This window comes from Burkholderia sp. Ac-20392 (assembly GCF_017104585.1).
Classification (GTDB): Bacteria; Pseudomonadota; Gammaproteobacteria; order Burkholderiales; family Burkholderiaceae; genus Burkholderia; species Burkholderia lata.
The window spans coordinates 1-14,922 of record NZ_JAAGPB010000197.1 but is presented as its reverse complement, the minus strand read 5'-3'; the positions used below and the strand labels follow the sequence as shown (position 1 = coordinate 14,922).

Sequence of the window (14,922 nt, the reverse complement as noted above, 5' to 3'; positions counted from 1 at the left end):
CCGCGAGCAGGCGGCGCGCGGGCGAATCGTCAGGCGTAGTCGGCGGCCATCACGGCCTGCGGTGCGACGCGCAGGATCGGCGCGGCTTCGTGGCGCTCGACGTGCGTCATCGCCGCACCGAACAGCACCAGGCGATAGCCGACCGCGTAAATCGGGATGATGCGCAGGTTCTTGTCGTGATCGAGTTGCAGCTTCGAACGGATACGCGAGATATGGGTGTCGAGCGTGCGCGACGACACGCCGAGTTCACGGCCCCACACGGCTTCCTGGATTGCCTGCCGCGGCACGATCTTGTTCATGTTGTCGAGCAGGAATTCGACGACGTCGAATTCGCGCGGCGTGACTTCAATGATCTTGTGGTCGATTTCGATCGTGCGGCGCACGAAGTTGATTTTTATGTTGTCGATGTACAGGTATTTGCAATCCATGGTGGCCCTCGCATGTCCATAAAGGAGTGTTTGCGAGACCTATGCTGCAACTTCCGGGCCAGGGACTGCATCGTCAGGGATCGACAGCGGACGGCACCGCTGCGGGCGGCGCGGCAGCCTTGAATTTAAAAGAATTTTTAACGAGAGGCGCGGGTCGGATAAAAAAGGGGCCGGGGCAACGGTGAAGGATTGTTACGTAGCATCGGCGGGCGACGTTACGGGCGTTACGTCCGACGTAACGTGCGGGGGCGGGGCGGGGCGGGGAGTGGCGGCCGGCGGAGCGTCGCCGCGGCCGAATGGCGAACCCGACATCGAATCCTGCGGGAATCGACGGGTTCTCTATACGGATCAAGGTGTTACAGGCGATTTTTGCCGGCATCGAACGCTACATCGGCCGCATCCAGAAAAAACGCCGGCCGCAAGGCGTTTCCGCCCCGCGGCCGGCGTTCCGGCCCTTCATCAAGCCTTCGCGCTATCCGCCGAATCGAACGGCAGCACGTAATGCCGCTTGCCCGTCGCCGCGAAGATCGCGTTCGCGACAGCCGGCCCGACCGGCGCGACGCCCGGCTCGCCGACCCCGGTCGGTGCTTCGGCCGACGGCACGATATGCACCTCGACCTTCGGCATCTCGGCCATCCGCAGCACGTGGTAGCCGTCGAAGTTGCGCTGTTCGACCTGGCCATCCTTCAGCGTGATCGCGCTGTGCATCACCGCGCCGAGCCCGAAGCCGATGCCGCCCTCCATCTGCGCGGCGACGATGTCGGGATTGATCGCGATCCCGCAATCGACCGCGCACACCACGCGCTCGACCTTCACCTTGCCGTCCGCGTCGACCGATACCTCGGCCACCTGCGCGACATAGCTCTTGAACGCCTCGGCGACCGCGATCCCGCGCCCGCGGCCCTTCGGCAGCGGCTTGGCCGGATCCCAGCCGGCCTTCTGCGCGGCCAGGTCCAGCACCGCGCGCATGCGCGGCTCCTTCGCGAGCAGGTCGCGGCGGAACGCGTACGGATCCTTGCCCGCCGTGTGCGCGGCTTCGTCGATGAACGCCTCGACCGCGTAGGCCGTGTGCGAGCTGCCGACCACGCGCCACCACAGCACGGGCAGGCCGACCTTGGTGGTGGTGAGCTCGACCGACACGTTCGGCACCGCGTACGGCAGGTTCGCCGCCCCCTCGACCGAGGTGGCGTCCACGCCGTTCTTCACCATGAACGCCTCGAACGGCGTGCCGGCGAGGATCGACTGGCCGACGATCCGGTGGCGCCAGCCGACCAGCTTGCCGTCCGCGGTCAGCCCCGCGTCGAGCTTGTGGAAGTACATCGGCCGGTAGAAGCCGCCCTGGATGTCGTCCTCACGGGTCCACTGCAGCTTGACGGGCTTGCCGTCCGCGCCGAGCGCCTTCGCGATCGACACGGCCTCGACCACGTAGTCCGACCACGCATTCGCGCGCCGGCCGAAGCTGCCGCCTGCGTACAGCGTGTGGATCTGCACCTGCTCGGGCGTCAGGCCCGCCGTCGTTGCCGCGTTGGCCTGGTCGACCGTCTGGAACTGGTCGCCGGCCCAGATCTCGCAGCTGTTCGCCGTCAGCTTGACGACCGCGTCAAGCGGCTCCATCGGCGCGTGCGCGAGATACGGGAATTCGTACGTCGCGCTGATCTTGCGCGCCGCACCCGTGATCGCCGCATCGGCGTCGCCGTCCTTGCGTGCCGACGTGCCCGGCTTGTCGGCGAGTTGCCGGTATTCGCGCATGATCTCGTCCGAGCCGCGCTTTTCGGCGTTCGCTTCGTCCCATTCGACCTTCAGCGCGTCGCGGCCCTGTTTCGCGGCCCAGAAGCCGGTCCCGACGACCGCGACGCCACCGGGCACCTGCACGACCGACACGACACCCGGCACGGCCTTGGCCGCCGTCGCGTCGAACGACTTCACCTTCGCGCCGAAGCGCGGCGGGCGCTGCAGCAACGCGACGCGCATGCCGGGGAAGGTGGTGTCGAGCGTGAAATGCGCGGTGCCGTTCGATTTCGCCGACGCGTCGACGCGCGGAATCCGGTGACCGATCAGCTTGAAATCGGCCGGCTGCTTCAGCGTGACCTTGTCGGGCACCGGCAGCTTCGACGCATCGGCGACGAGCGTGCCGTACGCGGCCGTCTTGCCGCTCTTTGCATGCGTGACGACGCCATTGGCCGTCGTCAGCTCGCTCGCCGGCACTTTCCAGCGGGCCGCCGCGGCCGATACCAGCATCGCGCGGGCCTTGCCGCCCGCTTCGCGCAGTTGCTGCCACGAGTTCGACATGGCCGAGCTGCCGCCCGTACCCTGCATCGTGCCGAACGCGAGGTTCGCGTAGCGTTTCGCATCGGCGGGCGCGCTTTCGACGCGCACGTGCGACCAGTCGGCGTCGAGCTCCTCGGCGACGATCGTCGCGATGCCCGTATACGCGCCCTGGCCCAGCTCGACGTGCTTCGCGATGACCGTGACGGCGCCGTCGGGCGTGATGCGCAGGAACGCATTCGGCGCGAAGTCGGCGGCGGGTGTGGTCGCCGCCAGCGCGCGACGGCCGAGGCCGGCCCATTCGAAGCCGATGGTCAGGCTGACGGCGGCCGCGGCGCCGGCGGCCTTGAGGAACGTGCGGCGCGACGGACGCACCGAACCGGTGTTGTCGAGTTCGATCGTCATGGTCAGGCTCCCAGCGTCGCGGCCGCGTCGTGGATCGCTGCCCGAATCCGGGCGTAGGTCGCACAGCGGCACAGGTTGCCGTTCATCGCGGCGTCGATGTCCGCGTCGGTCGGCTTCGGGTTTTGTTCGAGCAGCGCGGTGGCCGACATGATCTGGCCGGACTGGCAGTAGCCGCACTGCGGCACCTGCAGCTTGACCCAGGCGGCCTGCACGGCGTGCGCGGGCTTGCTCTGCAGGCCTTCGATCGTCGTGATGTGCTTGCCCGCGATGCCGGCGAGCGGCAGCACGCACGAGCGGACGGCCTGGCCTTCGAGATGCACGGTGCACGCGCCGCACTGCGCCATGCCGCAGCCGAACTTCGTGCCGGTCAGTCCCGCGTGTTCGCGAATCGCCCAGAGGACGGGCATCGACGGATCGGCGTCGAGCGTGACGTTCTTGCCGTTCAGGACAAACGAGGTAGGCATTTTGATTGTCTCCGTGGGGAAAACCCGGCATGCGCCCGGTTAGCGGGCAGTGTGCGCGAGCAGCCGATTTTTGCGTCTACCCAATCCTGCAAATTTATTGAACAATCCTGCAAATCCCCGGCAGGTCACGGGTGGTTTCGCTATGCTCCCGCGACATGAGGAAATCTATCGAGGAAGCGTCATGGACTTGACCGATATCGTGGCGTCGCGCGAATCCGGGCGGCGCGAGCTGGCGATGCTGATCAGCCGTTTCGCACCGGCGGACGGCTCGCAATCGACGGCCGTGCCGGGTTTGATGCTGCACCGGCACTCGCGGCCGGTCGATATGGGCTGCGGCGTGTCGCGGGCCGCACTCGTGATTGCCGCACAGGGCGCGAAGCGCGTGATCGTGGCCGGCCAGGCTTACGAGTACGACGCGCACAATTGCCTGATTACATCGATCGACTTGCCAATCCTGTCGCGCGTGACCCGCGCGTCGCCGGACGCGCCGTACCTGTGCCTGTCGCTGACGCTCGATCCGCAGCGCATCGTCGAGCTCGCGGCCGAGATGCGGCTGCCCGAACCCGATGCGGGCCCGGAAGGCGAGGGGATCGCGCTCGCCGAGCTGACGCCGCCGCTGCTCGATGCCGCGCTGCGGCTGATGCGGCTGCTCGATACGCCGGCCGACATTCCGGTCGTCGCGCCGTTGATCGAAAAGGAATTGCTGTACCGGCTGATGACGAGCGGGCAGGGCACGCGGCTGCGGCACATGGCGATCGCGGGCAGCCAGACGCACCGGATCGCACGCGCGATCGAATGGATCCGCGATCACTTCGCGGAGCCGATGCGCGTCGAGTCGCTCGCGCAGGCGGTCAACATGAGCGTGTCGTCGCTGCACCATCATTTCAAGCACGTGACGACGCTGAGCCCGTTGCAGTACCAGAAGCAGTTGCGGCTGCACGAGGCGCGACGGTTGCTGCTGCGACAGGGCGGCGATGTCGGGTCGGTGGCCGCCGTCGTCGGCTACGAAAGCGCGTCGCAGTTCAGCCGCGAATACAGCCGGCTGTTCGGCGCGCCGCCGATGCGCGACGTCGTGCAGTTGCGCAAGAAGGAACTGCTCGGCTGACGGCGCACCGCCGTCGCGCCGTCGGTCGTCGGTCATTTCACCTGGCGACCACCGTCGTCTGCAGGAACGCCGGCGCGATCCGCCAGTCCGGCACGTAATGCGCCGGCCACGCGCCGGGCGTATCGACCGCGTTGAAATACACCACGGCCTTCAGCAGCGGATAGCGCCACAGCGACCGCTGGAATTCGTCGAGTTCCTCGCGCTTGCGCGAATTCGACCCGTCGATGCCGAGCTCCGTGACCATCACCGGCAGCCCGTAGTCGGTCACCCGCTCGTATTTGGTCCGCAGGATGCTCGCGGCGGACGCGTGGCCGCCGGCCGGCCAGATCGCGCAGCGCGGGCAGTCGAACACGGACAGGCCGACGTCGTCCACATAGCTGCGGCCCGGGAAATAGTCGTCGAGGTTCCGGTTGCCGGCCGGCGACCACACGAAGCGGATCTGGTCGGTCATCGTGCGGCAGGTGGTCACGACCCGCCGGTACGCATCCACGTAGGCCGATGCATCGCCGATGGCCCACGGGTAGCGTCCGGTGTCGGCCTCCATCTCGTGGCCCCAGCGCACGAACACGGGGCCCTTCAATGCGGCGAGCGCCGAGCAGGTTGCCGCGATCCGCGTGTCGTAGCGCCCGTGCGCGATATCCTCGAGCAGTGCGCCTTGCCGCGTGTCACCCGCGGCCCAGGGCTCGATGGTCAGCATCAGCGAGCGGTTGCGCGCCTGCGCGCTCCGGTACGCATCGTCGATTTCCGCGCGGACGTCGGGCGCGTTCCACGACACGAACACATGGTCGAACGCGAGATCCCGATCGGCCGCGAGCGTCTGCTCGGGATCGTAGGCGCCGAGTTCGGGCTGCTTCACCGGTTCGCCTGGCACGGGTGCGACCACGGCCGGCAAACCCGAGCGCCACATCATTGCCTGCCAGCCTTTCGGCGCGCGCAGCCCGATACCCGACAACAGCATCGCGAGCGCGATCACGAACAGCGCGTTGCGCACGGGCAGGCGGCTGAAGAACATCTGCCTGAACGCCGACCACCCGAGCCCTTGCTCCCTGCCGTGATTCACCGCGACGACGGCCGCGATCACGAAATACAGGATGCTCGTCAGCGTCGAGAACAGATAGAAGCCGGCGGCGTTGCGCGGATTCTCGACCGTGACGACGGGCAGGCTGCAGAACAGCGAGATCAGCAGATACGGGGCGACCACGCGCAGTGGCGCGTCCTGTTCGATCGTGCCGCCCTTCGGCGTGACCTTGAACGGAAATTCCTTGCCGCGCACGCAGTCGAACACCGCCGACGCGCAGCCGAGCACGACCCACGGCCAGCGCGCGAACACGAACGACAGTCCTTCCCACGACAGCAGCTTCGTATTCAGCGGGCGGCACGACTGGGTCGAATGCGTGGCCCAGGTCACGACGCACAGGATCAGCACGGTCAGCGGCAGCGCGTAAGTGAGGTACGTGAGGTAGTCGACGTGCGCCCACACGCGGCCGGTGAGCAGCGCGACGACCGGAATCACGACACTGCCGGCCATCGCGAGCGCGCACAGCGGGTACCACAGCTGGCAGAACAGGAACTGCGCCTTCAGCTTTAGCGGCAGCCCCATGAAATAGTGGCGCGTGTAGCGCAGCATGATGATCATCACGCTCTTGGACCACTGGAATTCCTGCGTGGCCAGATCGCCGAACGTGCGCGGCCCTTCGCCGTTCGCGATCGCGTTCAGCGCATGCATGCCGCGCCAGCCCTTCGAATTGAAGATCATCGTCGTCGAGTGATCCTCGGCGAGCTCGGGCCCGAGCCCGCCGATCTCGCGCAGTGCGCGGCAGCGCACCGCATAGTGCGAGCCGATGCACAGCGGCGCGAGGCCGCCCGCATAGCCGGCCTGCATCGTGCCGTGCAACGGCCCCTCGACGTTCACGCGTCCGCGTGCGCTCCAGCTCCCAGCTGCGTTGCTGTCGCAGATGCTCGGCGCCGACACGTAGCCGACTTCCGGATCGACGAACGGTCGCAGCATCTCCTCGAGATAGGTGCGGGTCGGCACGTGGTCGGCGTCGAGCTGCGACACGAAATCGTAGTTGTCGTAGCCGTACATGTCGTAGAAGTACGCGAGATTGCCTTCCTTGCACTTGGTCCGTCGCGGCCAGCTCGTCCGGTGGTACGCGGCAATGCCGCGCCGCGTCGACACGAATACGCCGTGCTCGCGGCACCAGTCGAGCGTCTCGGGCGACGGGTCCTCATCGGCGAGCCACGTATCGTGCGGGTAGGTCTGGTCGAGCATCGCGAGCAGCGTCGTGCGGACGATGGCGAACGGTTCGGACGGCGCCTTGGTGACGACCATCGCGACGCGCCAGTCGCGCGGCACCGGCAGCGCGGGATTCGGCACGACCGCCGAGCGGATGATGAAGATGAAGTAGCCGGGAATGAAGGTGGTCCAGAACAGCACGAAGCAGTTGACGCCGAAGCGGAACGCATCGACATAGTGCTCGTCGCGCAGCCACCAGCGCCAGAAGATGCCCAGCGCGGCGAACCAGCACAGCGCGAGGATGTGGAAGACGATCCGGGTCCCGCTGTCCATCAACGGGACGAGGAGCGGGACGTCTGCGTCCATCGAGGCGGTGCGATCCGCTTCGGCGTCGGTGGTGTCGGCGGTGTCCGGCGCAAGGCCGCCGGCAAGCGACGCAACCAGCTTCTTCATGGTGTTCTCCCGTCAAGGTCAGATCATCAGTCTTGAAGCAGGCCGCGTGGCGGCCGGGTGTCCTCACTGGCTTGCTGTTGTTCCGGTGCCGGGTTGGCCGGCGTGCGTTCGCCGCACGAGCGGCCCACGCGTTCGTAGCGGCGAAAGCCGCTGTCGACTGCGAGCCGTTCGCTGAACAGGTTGCGCATGTCGAGCATCACGGGATCGGCCATGTGATCCGCGAGGTCGGCGAGATCGAGCGCCTCGAACGCCTTCCATTCGGTCATCACGACGACGGCGTCCGCGCTGCGCACCGCGTCGATCGCGGAGCCCTCCATGAACACCTGCGGCAGCAGCCGCGACGCTTCGTGCGGACGCGCCGGGTCGTACGCACGGATATGCGCGCCCGCGCCGACGAGCAGCTGGATCACGTCGATGCTCGGGCTTTCGCGCACGTCGTCGGTCTGGCCTTTGAACGTGAGGCCGAGCACCGCGATGCGCTTGTCCTTGATCGAGCCGCCGCAGGCCTTCTCGATGCGGCGCAGGATCTGCTCCTTGCGCAGCGCATTCGATTCGATCGCCGCGCTGACGATGCGCAGCGGCACCGCGTGTTCGGAAGCCGTCGCCTTCAGTGCGCGCGTGTCCTTCGGAAAGCACGAACCGCCCCAGCCGGGGCCGGCCTTCAGGAACGATGCGCCGATGCGGCGGTCGAGGCCCATGCCGTTCGCGACCAGTTCGACATCGGCGCCGACGGCTTCGCACAGGTCCGAGATCTCGTTGATGTAGCTGATCTTCACGGCGAGGAACGCGTTTGCCGCGTATTTCACGAGTTCGGCCGTTTCGATCTCGGTGGCCAGCACGAGATGGCCCATCGCTTCCAGCGGCGCATAGATGGCCTTCATGATCTCGATCGCACGCGGATGCTCGGCGCCGAACACGACACGGTCAGGGTGCATGAAATCGTCGATCGCCGAGCCTTCGCGCAGGAATTCCGGATTCGATGCGATCGCCGCGTCGATGCCGTCCGGCGCGCAGCGTTCGACGATCTGCTTGACGATCCGGTTGGTGCCGACCGGCACCGTCGACTTCGTGACGACGACCGCGAAACCGGTCAGGTTCGACGCGATTTCGCGCGCGGCCGCCTCGACGTACTGCAGGTCCGCCTGGTCGGTGCCGGGCAGCGTCGGCGTGCCGACCGCGATGAATACCGCGTCGCGATCGCGCACGCTCGCCGCGAGGTCGCTGCTGAAGCGCAGCGTGCCGCGTTCGACGGTGCGTGCGACGACAGCGTCCAGGCCCGGTTCGTAGATCGGCATGTGGCCTTCGTTCAGCGCGTCGATCTTGCCGCGATTGTTGTCGATGCAGACGACGTCATGCCCGAGATCCGCAAAGCACGCGCCGCTGACCAGCCCGACGTAGCCCGTGCCGACGATGGCGATCCGTACCTTCATGGTGATTCCCCTGCGTGGCGTTCAAGGAAACTTGCTTACTTGCCGGATTCGAATTGCAGTTCTTTCTGAAACCACGCCGCGGCGTGTTCGACCATCGGTTCGATCGCGGTGAAACGCGGCCGCCAGCCGAGCACGAGCGCGGCTTTCGTGGCGTCGGCGTACAGCTCGGGCGGGTCGCCCGGGCGGCGCGCGGCCGTTACCGTCGGCACGCGGCGACCCGTCACGGTTTCGACGGCGCGCAGTGCGTCGAGCACCGACGTGCCTTTGCCGGTGCCGAGATTCAGTGCGACGCTGTGGCCGCCGCCGCACAGATAGGCGGTCGCTTTCAGGTGCGCGTCGGCGAGGTCGCTCACGTGCACGTAGTCGCGAATCGCCGAGCCGTCGGGCGTCGGGTAGTCGGTGCCCATCACCCGGAACGCATGGCCGGTGCCGAGTGCCGCGCGAATCGCGAGCGGCAGCGCATGCGTTTCCGGTGCGTGGCATTCGCCGATCTCGCCGTCAGGGTCCGCACCGGCCGCGTTGAAGTAGCGCAGCGCGACCCACTTCAGTCCGTATGCGCGCTCGAAATCGGCGGCCATCCGTTCCATTGCGTACTTCGTGAAGCCGTACGGATTGATCGGCCGCTGCGGCGTGCGCTCCGAGATCGGCAGCCCGTCCGGAATGCCGTAGGTCGCGCACGACGACGACATCACGATCCGGCCGACGCCCGCCGTGTGCATCGCGCTCAGCAGCGTGCAGGTGCCCGTGACGTTGACCGTGTAATAGCGGTCGGGCGCGAGCACCGAATCGCCGACGTAGGCGAGTGCGGCGAAATGGATCACGACGTCGGGCCGATGCGCGGCGAACGCCTTCGACAGCGCGTCGCGGTCGAGAATGTCGGCCGCGACGAGCGGCCCCCATCGCACCGCGTCGCGATGGCCGGTCGACAGGTTGTCGTAGGCGACCGGTTCGTGTCCCGCTGCCGCGAGTGCCTTGCAGGTATGGCTGCCGATATAGCCCGCTCCGCCGGTCACGAGCACTTTCATGTCGTGGCCCCGGTCAGGCGCAGCACCGGCTCGAGCCACAGTTCACGGCTGAAATAGTCGACGGTCCGGCGCAGGCCTTCGTCGAGATCGATGCCCGGCCGCCAGCCGAGCTCGGTCGACGCGACCGAGATGTCGGGCTTGCGCTGGTGCGGATCGTCGATCGGCAGCGGCCGGAACACGATCTCCGATTTCGAGCCCGTCATCGCGAGCACTTTTTGCGCGAGCTCGATCATCGTGAATTCGCCGGGGTTGCCGATGTTGACCGGCGCGCCGACGTTGCGCTCGGCGCTCATCAGGCAGAAGAAGCCGTCGATCAGGTCGCTGGCGAAGCAGAACGAGCGCGTCTGCTTGCCGTCGCCGTAGATCTCGAGCGGCGCGCCGTTGAGTGCGCCGACGATGAAGTTCGACACGACGCGGCCGTCGCGCGGCGACATCCGCGGGCCGTAGGTGTTGAAGATGCGCGCGACACGCACGTCGATGCCGTGCGTGCGGTAGTAGTCGTAGCACAGCGCCTCGGCCGCGCGCTTGCCTTCGTCGTAGCATGCGCGCGGGCCGATCGTGTTCACGTTGCCGCGATAGGTTTCCGTCTGCGGATGCACGTCCGGGTCGCCGTAGATCTCGCTGGTCGACGCCTGGAACACGCGTGCGCCCGTCTTGCGCGCGAGTGCGAGGCAATGGTTCATGCCGAGCACGTTGGTCATCATCGTATGGACGGGATCGATCTGGTAGGTGGGCGGCGATGCCGCGCACGCGAGATTCCAGATCTCGTCCACCTGCAGTTGCGGCAGGCCGAGCGATACGTCGCCCTTCACGAACTCGAAGCGGCCGGACGCTTTCAGGTCGGCGACGTTGAGCTTGCGACCCGTCAGCAGGCTGTCGATGCACGTGACGGATGCGCCTTCCATGACCAGGCGTTCGCAGACGTAGCTGCCGAGAAAGCCGGCGCCGCCCGTCACCAGGACGCGCTGACCGGCGCGCGTCTCGAGCGCGACCCTGTCATTCATGGCTTTCCCCTTCGTCGGTCATCTCGAGGAACCACACGTCGATTTGCTCGACGGCGGCGCGCACGCGTTCCATCCCGCTGCACGGGTAGCGTTTCGGCAGGCGCCGGTTCGCATGGGCTGATGTCGACGAAGCGCCGCGACAGGCGCTCCGGTTTCGCTGACTACCCCGTTGATGCTTGAACGACGCACGCGCCGATCGATCGGTGGTGATCTTCATCGACTTTTCCCCGATACGCTGATTGACGAGCAGGCCGCCGTTCGTGATCTTGTGCCTCGGCGTGCCGCTCGGTGAGAGCCGAAGATCAGGCAATCGGCATGCCATGAACGATGCCGTCACGATGCGCACGGGAGCGGCGCCGAAATTGCCGCGCGATATGCGCGCTTCTGTTTCATGCATGTATCGTGGGGACAGAAAAGCGCGCGAGCCAATTGCCGGGCCGAAGCAATTCGATACGACGAAATGCGCGATAAATCAGGCTTTTGCGGGAATGGCTTCGTCAAACAGGTGTGAAGCGTGAATGTTTCATCAATGAGAAATGTGCGGATAACGGGTTAAAAACGTTTCCCTCGTGCACTGCGAATCGGGCGATTCGGTTCGTGAAAGGGGTGGCGAATGAAAGTGAAGAAATTGATGTGCGGTGCCAGGGGGGCGAGTTTTCATTTGTTTTAATTATTACGCCGACACGAAAATTTTCATTTTTACGGCCCATTTCGACGCTCGAGCGGGGTGTGATCCTGTCGGTATTTTCACGAATGAATCAAATTCGTCCGGGTCGTCGGAGGAAACGCGTGTCGAAGACTCGCCGAAGGTTGCCGGGTCGGGCTCTCGGCGCCCGGCGTCGCGCGTATCGATTCTCGTTTGTGATGGCGCGGGACGGGGCCGCACATGCTGCGCCCCCCGGTTTGCAAGCGGAAATGCCCGCGCCGCCTGCCTTGCGCGACCGTGCGCTTCTCAAGTTTGAAACACTCGTTCATCTGGCCGTCCGGCACGGGCCCGCGGGCCGGATTCGTCCGTCTAATCCGGCGATTGCGTCGCGGCGCTCAACGATCGCCGAGGGTGTCAAACTGTTATTGCGATACATTCCTGAAACAAAAAATGTCGTTCCGGGCGCTGCGTGCCGCCGTGGCGGCCGTTTGCCGAGCGCAATATGCGGTGGAATATCACGTGGCACGCTGCTTGCGGTATTGGACGCACCGGCGGGCGGTCGACACGAAGTAACGAAGAGGTGGGGCGACCAACTCGTCAATAAGCAGTCGGGGAAACGGCGATGAAGACCATAAGCAGTAGCTTGATCGGCGCGTACTTTACGCGCCAATGGGGTAGTCGGAAAGGCCGGGGTGACGCTCGCGACGCTGTGCCAGCTTCGCGGGTTGCTCTGTCCCGGTTTCTTGCCCGCCGCGCGCTTCGCGTGCTGGCGCGGTTGTCGCGCCGCACGGCAGTCGGGCGACAGCGGTGCTCGCTTTCATTCAGTTCTCCCGGATGGATCAGGCTGTTCGTGCCGGACAGCGTGATGCCGATTCGTCTTCGGCCGTGCAGGGTCGCTTCGATCGCGCCTGGCCCATGCCGGCGCCGGCCGGATTAGATCGAACGCCCGTCGGCCGGATTATCCGGAAGACTTTCTTCGATAGCTCAGGGAGAAGACATGCCACCTGGCTGCAATGCAGGCCCGTTGTCGCTCGGGTAAAGGGCGTATTTTCAACGGTGCCGCATTTTGCGGTGGTTAATGTATTCGATAATTTTCGATTCCGGAAATGGGATGTCGATTAATGGCATGCCGTCCGGCGGGGTGTCGAATATCGAAAGCCGGAAAGGTGTGTGCATCGTTCCGGTTTATCAGGTACTGGTGTTTTCGGTTTATGGCAAATGTTCATAAAAATAATAGAAAACACCTACAAAAAAAGTTTGGATAACTAAAAATTGCGAGACTAAGCTTCGTCTGGCCAAAATCGCAAAAAATTGAATTGAAAAGGCATCAGGATTTTTTTAATTAAATAGTGATCCTTAATTTAGAGGATTGCTCAAGTCAGGAAGGTTGATGGCGTGCGATCTTCCTGACTCACTCCGTCCACGCCGTTTTGGAGTCGACCATGAAGAAGCTTCTGATTGCAGCAGCAGTTCTGGCGGTTTCGGGTGCAGCGTTCGCTGGCAGCGGCACGGTGTCGAGCAGCAGCTCGTCGAGCGGCGGCCAAACGATGGCAGGGGTTGCTGGCTTCGGCCATTTCTCCGCAACCGATTCCGGCTCGGCACTCGGTGCCGCCGGCGCAGTTGCAGGCGGCCCGGGCAGCGGTTCGATCTCGTACACGAACCATACCCAAACGTCGACCGTTGGTGGCTTCGGCTTCGGCGGCTCGCAAGCAGGTGGCAGCAGCGGTGCAAATGCCGGTTCGATCGGCTGGACGACGCACCACTAAGCCGCGACGCGTAGCGTTCGTCATTGGCTGGCGGTACGGATGCCGGGTTCCGCTCGATGGGGGTTGACCCGGCTCCGCCACCGCCGAACTTACTCACAGCAAGGAATTGCTATGAAAGCCAAAGTCATTTTCGCGACAGCGCTCACCGTCTTATCGTCGGCTGCATTGGCAGCAGGTTCCTCTACGACCAACCAGACGCAATCCGTTGCGGCGGGTGTTTCCGGTTCGGTCCTGGTCGGCTCCGGCAGCTATACCAGCAATTCGACTTCGACGGCGGGCGCGAACGCGGGCAGTACGGTGACACCCGCTGGTTCCGCCGGCACGGCATCCGCCTTCCACAACACGACTTCGACGGCCAGCGGTTCGGGCACGAACGGGGGCGCGTTCGCGGCAGGCGGCGGTATCGGTGCCGCAGGCTCGTACGGTGGAAACAGCAGCACGAACGAGAACGCGAATGCGCTGTCGGGCGGGGTGAGTGCCACGATCGTCCTTGGTGCCAATCACTACACGGCTTCGAGTGCGAACGACCAGGGCGTTGCCAACGCGGGTGCCGCTGGGCTGACCGGCAGTGGTGGGTCAGGCGCGATCACGGGTTCGAATCACTACAACTCGTCGACCGTTTGGAGTACCGGTCCGGCCGGTTCGCCGTCCGCATCGGGCGGAAGCCAGGGCAGTGCAAGTGCGACCGGAAGCAGTCATTAGTCAGGTGTGGGGGGACCAGTTTCCCAGCGACGCTGGTCTCTTTTCCCCACATTGTTGTCACGTAAGGAGTTGGCATGAAGCAGAAACTGATTGCCGCCGCTCTGATGCTCGCGTCTCTGACGGCGTATGGCGCTGACCGTATTGCCAACGACGTGCAATCGAATTTGCAGACGTCAAACAACCCTGACCAGACAACCAAACCGTCAGAACAACAAACGCTTTCTTCGGGCAGTGCCATCGGCGGACCAGACGCCCAGCAGTGGCAGGGCATGTCGGGCGGCTCATGGTCCCAGCTGGGTAACGGCTGGAAGCAGTTCGGGGAAGCAGGCAAAGCTGAAGGGAATCAGGGGAATTAGTACGGTTGCCTGGGTGGGAGGTCAAACCTCGTCCGGAGAGTGAAATGAACAGCAACAGGATCAAGGTGGCATGCGCAGCGATGTTCGCGATGACCACGATCGGCGCCCAGGCGCAAACCGCGGATTCGACCTCGAGCGCACAATCCTCGACGTCGTCGACGGCAGTCAGCCAGGGTGGCGGCTCGAGCATGAACACGAACACCACGAGTTCGCGCGGCGGCAACGCTACCAGCTCCAGCGGGGTTCGCAGCAGCGGCAATTCGAGCGTGAACGTGAACGTGACGATGCCGTCCAGCACGAGCGGCGGAACGAACGTGACGCCGCAGTCGCTGCAGTCATCCGGTGCGCCCGGCACCAACCCGTACAACACCCAGTCAGCGGAAAACGTCAATTACTCGGGTACGCAGACGATCAAGACCAACCCCGCGATCCAGGCGCCGGGCCTCACGACCACGCTGTCCGATACCTGTATGGGTTCGGTGAGCGTCGGCGTGTCGTTCCCGGGGTTCGGCGCCGCAAATCCGGAGATATTCCCGAGCGCGCGTTGAACGAACTGCGTCGTAGCGAGCTTCGACGAGTTGTCGAACTGTACTGGCGTCTGGGCTACCGGGCTACGCGTGTAGTGGCTGATAACCGT

Annotated in this window: 12 protein-coding genes and 1 pseudogene; 5 read left to right on the top strand and 8 right to left on the bottom strand. The window is 65.1% G+C overall.

Annotated features, from left to right (window positions below; all coding sequences use genetic code 11):
* Positions 1–29 precede the first annotated feature (29 nt).
* The 3 genes from G3N99_RS21030 to G3N99_RS21020 form a co-directional block, all read right to left on the bottom strand.
* Positions 30–428: a winged helix-turn-helix domain-containing protein gene (locus G3N99_RS21030; protein ID WP_206123373.1), complete on the bottom strand. Its 399-nt coding sequence runs from the start codon at positions 426–428 to the stop codon at positions 30–32.
* 459 nt (positions 429–887) lie between these two features.
* The gene (locus G3N99_RS21025; RefSeq protein WP_206123372.1) at positions 888–3,098 is read right to left on the bottom strand and encodes a xanthine dehydrogenase family protein molybdopterin-binding subunit; all 2,211 of its coding nucleotides are present in this window, start codon (positions 3,096–3,098) and stop codon (positions 888–890) included.
* A 2-nt stretch (positions 3,099–3,100) separates the two neighbouring features.
* The gene (locus G3N99_RS21020; RefSeq protein ID WP_011354470.1) at positions 3,101–3,562 is read right to left on the bottom strand and encodes a (2Fe-2S)-binding protein; all 462 of its coding nucleotides are present in this window, start codon (positions 3,560–3,562) and stop codon (positions 3,101–3,103) included.
* Between the two features lie 181 nt (positions 3,563–3,743).
* On the opposite strand from G3N99_RS21020, the gene G3N99_RS21015 reads away from it, so the two are divergent.
* The gene (locus tag G3N99_RS21015) at positions 3,744–4,667 is read left to right on the top strand and encodes an AraC family transcriptional regulator (protein WP_174945622.1); all 924 of its coding nucleotides are present in this window, start codon (positions 3,744–3,746) and stop codon (positions 4,665–4,667) included.
* A 37-nt stretch (positions 4,668–4,704) separates the two neighbouring features.
* Here G3N99_RS21015 and G3N99_RS21010 read toward each other — a convergent pair whose 3' ends face one another.
* Genes G3N99_RS21010 through G3N99_RS20990 form a run of 5 tightly spaced genes read right to left on the bottom strand, consistent with a single transcriptional unit; the run spans position 4,705 to position 11,212 of the window.
* Positions 4,705–7,356: a glycosyltransferase family 2 protein gene (locus G3N99_RS21010; RefSeq protein ID WP_174937029.1), complete on the bottom strand. Its 2,652-nt coding sequence runs from the start codon at positions 7,354–7,356 to the stop codon at positions 4,705–4,707.
* A 26-nt stretch (positions 7,357–7,382) separates the two neighbouring features.
* Complete coding sequence (locus G3N99_RS21005; protein ID WP_174986335.1) at positions 7,383–8,786, bottom strand: UDP-glucose/GDP-mannose dehydrogenase family protein; 1,404 nt, start codon at positions 8,784–8,786, stop codon at positions 7,383–7,385.
* 35 nt (positions 8,787–8,821) lie between these two features.
* On the bottom strand, positions 8,822–9,811 hold the full coding sequence (galE, locus tag G3N99_RS21000; RefSeq protein ID WP_206123371.1) for a UDP-glucose 4-epimerase GalE: 990 nt from the start codon (positions 9,809–9,811) through the stop codon (positions 8,822–8,824).
* The gene (locus G3N99_RS20995) at positions 9,808–10,815 is read right to left on the bottom strand and encodes a UDP-glucuronic acid decarboxylase family protein (protein ID WP_206123370.1); all 1,008 of its coding nucleotides are present in this window, start codon (positions 10,813–10,815) and stop codon (positions 9,808–9,810) included. The genes galE and G3N99_RS20995 overlap by 4 nt, the downstream gene beginning before the upstream one ends.
* Positions 10,808–11,212 carry a hypothetical protein gene (locus tag G3N99_RS20990; RefSeq protein ID WP_241011768.1) on the bottom strand — a complete coding sequence of 135 codons (405 nt, stop codon included), beginning with the start codon at positions 11,210–11,212 and terminating at the stop codon, positions 10,808–10,810. The genes G3N99_RS20995 and G3N99_RS20990 overlap by 8 nt, the downstream gene beginning before the upstream one ends.
* Positions 11,213–12,903: 1,691 nt before the next feature.
* Between G3N99_RS20990 and G3N99_RS20985 the strand changes: the two genes are divergently transcribed.
* The 4 genes and pseudogenes from G3N99_RS20985 to G3N99_RS20970 form a co-directional block, all read left to right on the top strand.
* On the top strand, positions 12,904–13,227 hold the full coding sequence (locus G3N99_RS20985; RefSeq protein WP_174937037.1) for a hypothetical protein: 324 nt from the start codon (positions 12,904–12,906) through the stop codon (positions 13,225–13,227).
* Positions 13,228–13,338: 111 nt separating this feature from the next.
* Positions 13,339–13,929, top strand: a complete 591-nt coding sequence (locus G3N99_RS20980; protein WP_174937039.1) for a hypothetical protein — start codon at positions 13,339–13,341, stop codon at positions 13,927–13,929.
* A 74-nt stretch (positions 13,930–14,003) separates the two neighbouring features.
* Positions 14,004–14,285, top strand: a complete 282-nt coding sequence (locus G3N99_RS20975) for a hypothetical protein (protein WP_174937041.1) — start codon at positions 14,004–14,006, stop codon at positions 14,283–14,285.
* Positions 14,286–14,329: 44 nt separating this feature from the next.
* Positions 14,330–14,800, top strand: a pseudogene (locus G3N99_RS20970) (chemotaxis protein CheA); the annotation flags it as partial.
* Between the last annotated feature and the right edge of the window lie 122 nt (positions 14,801–14,922).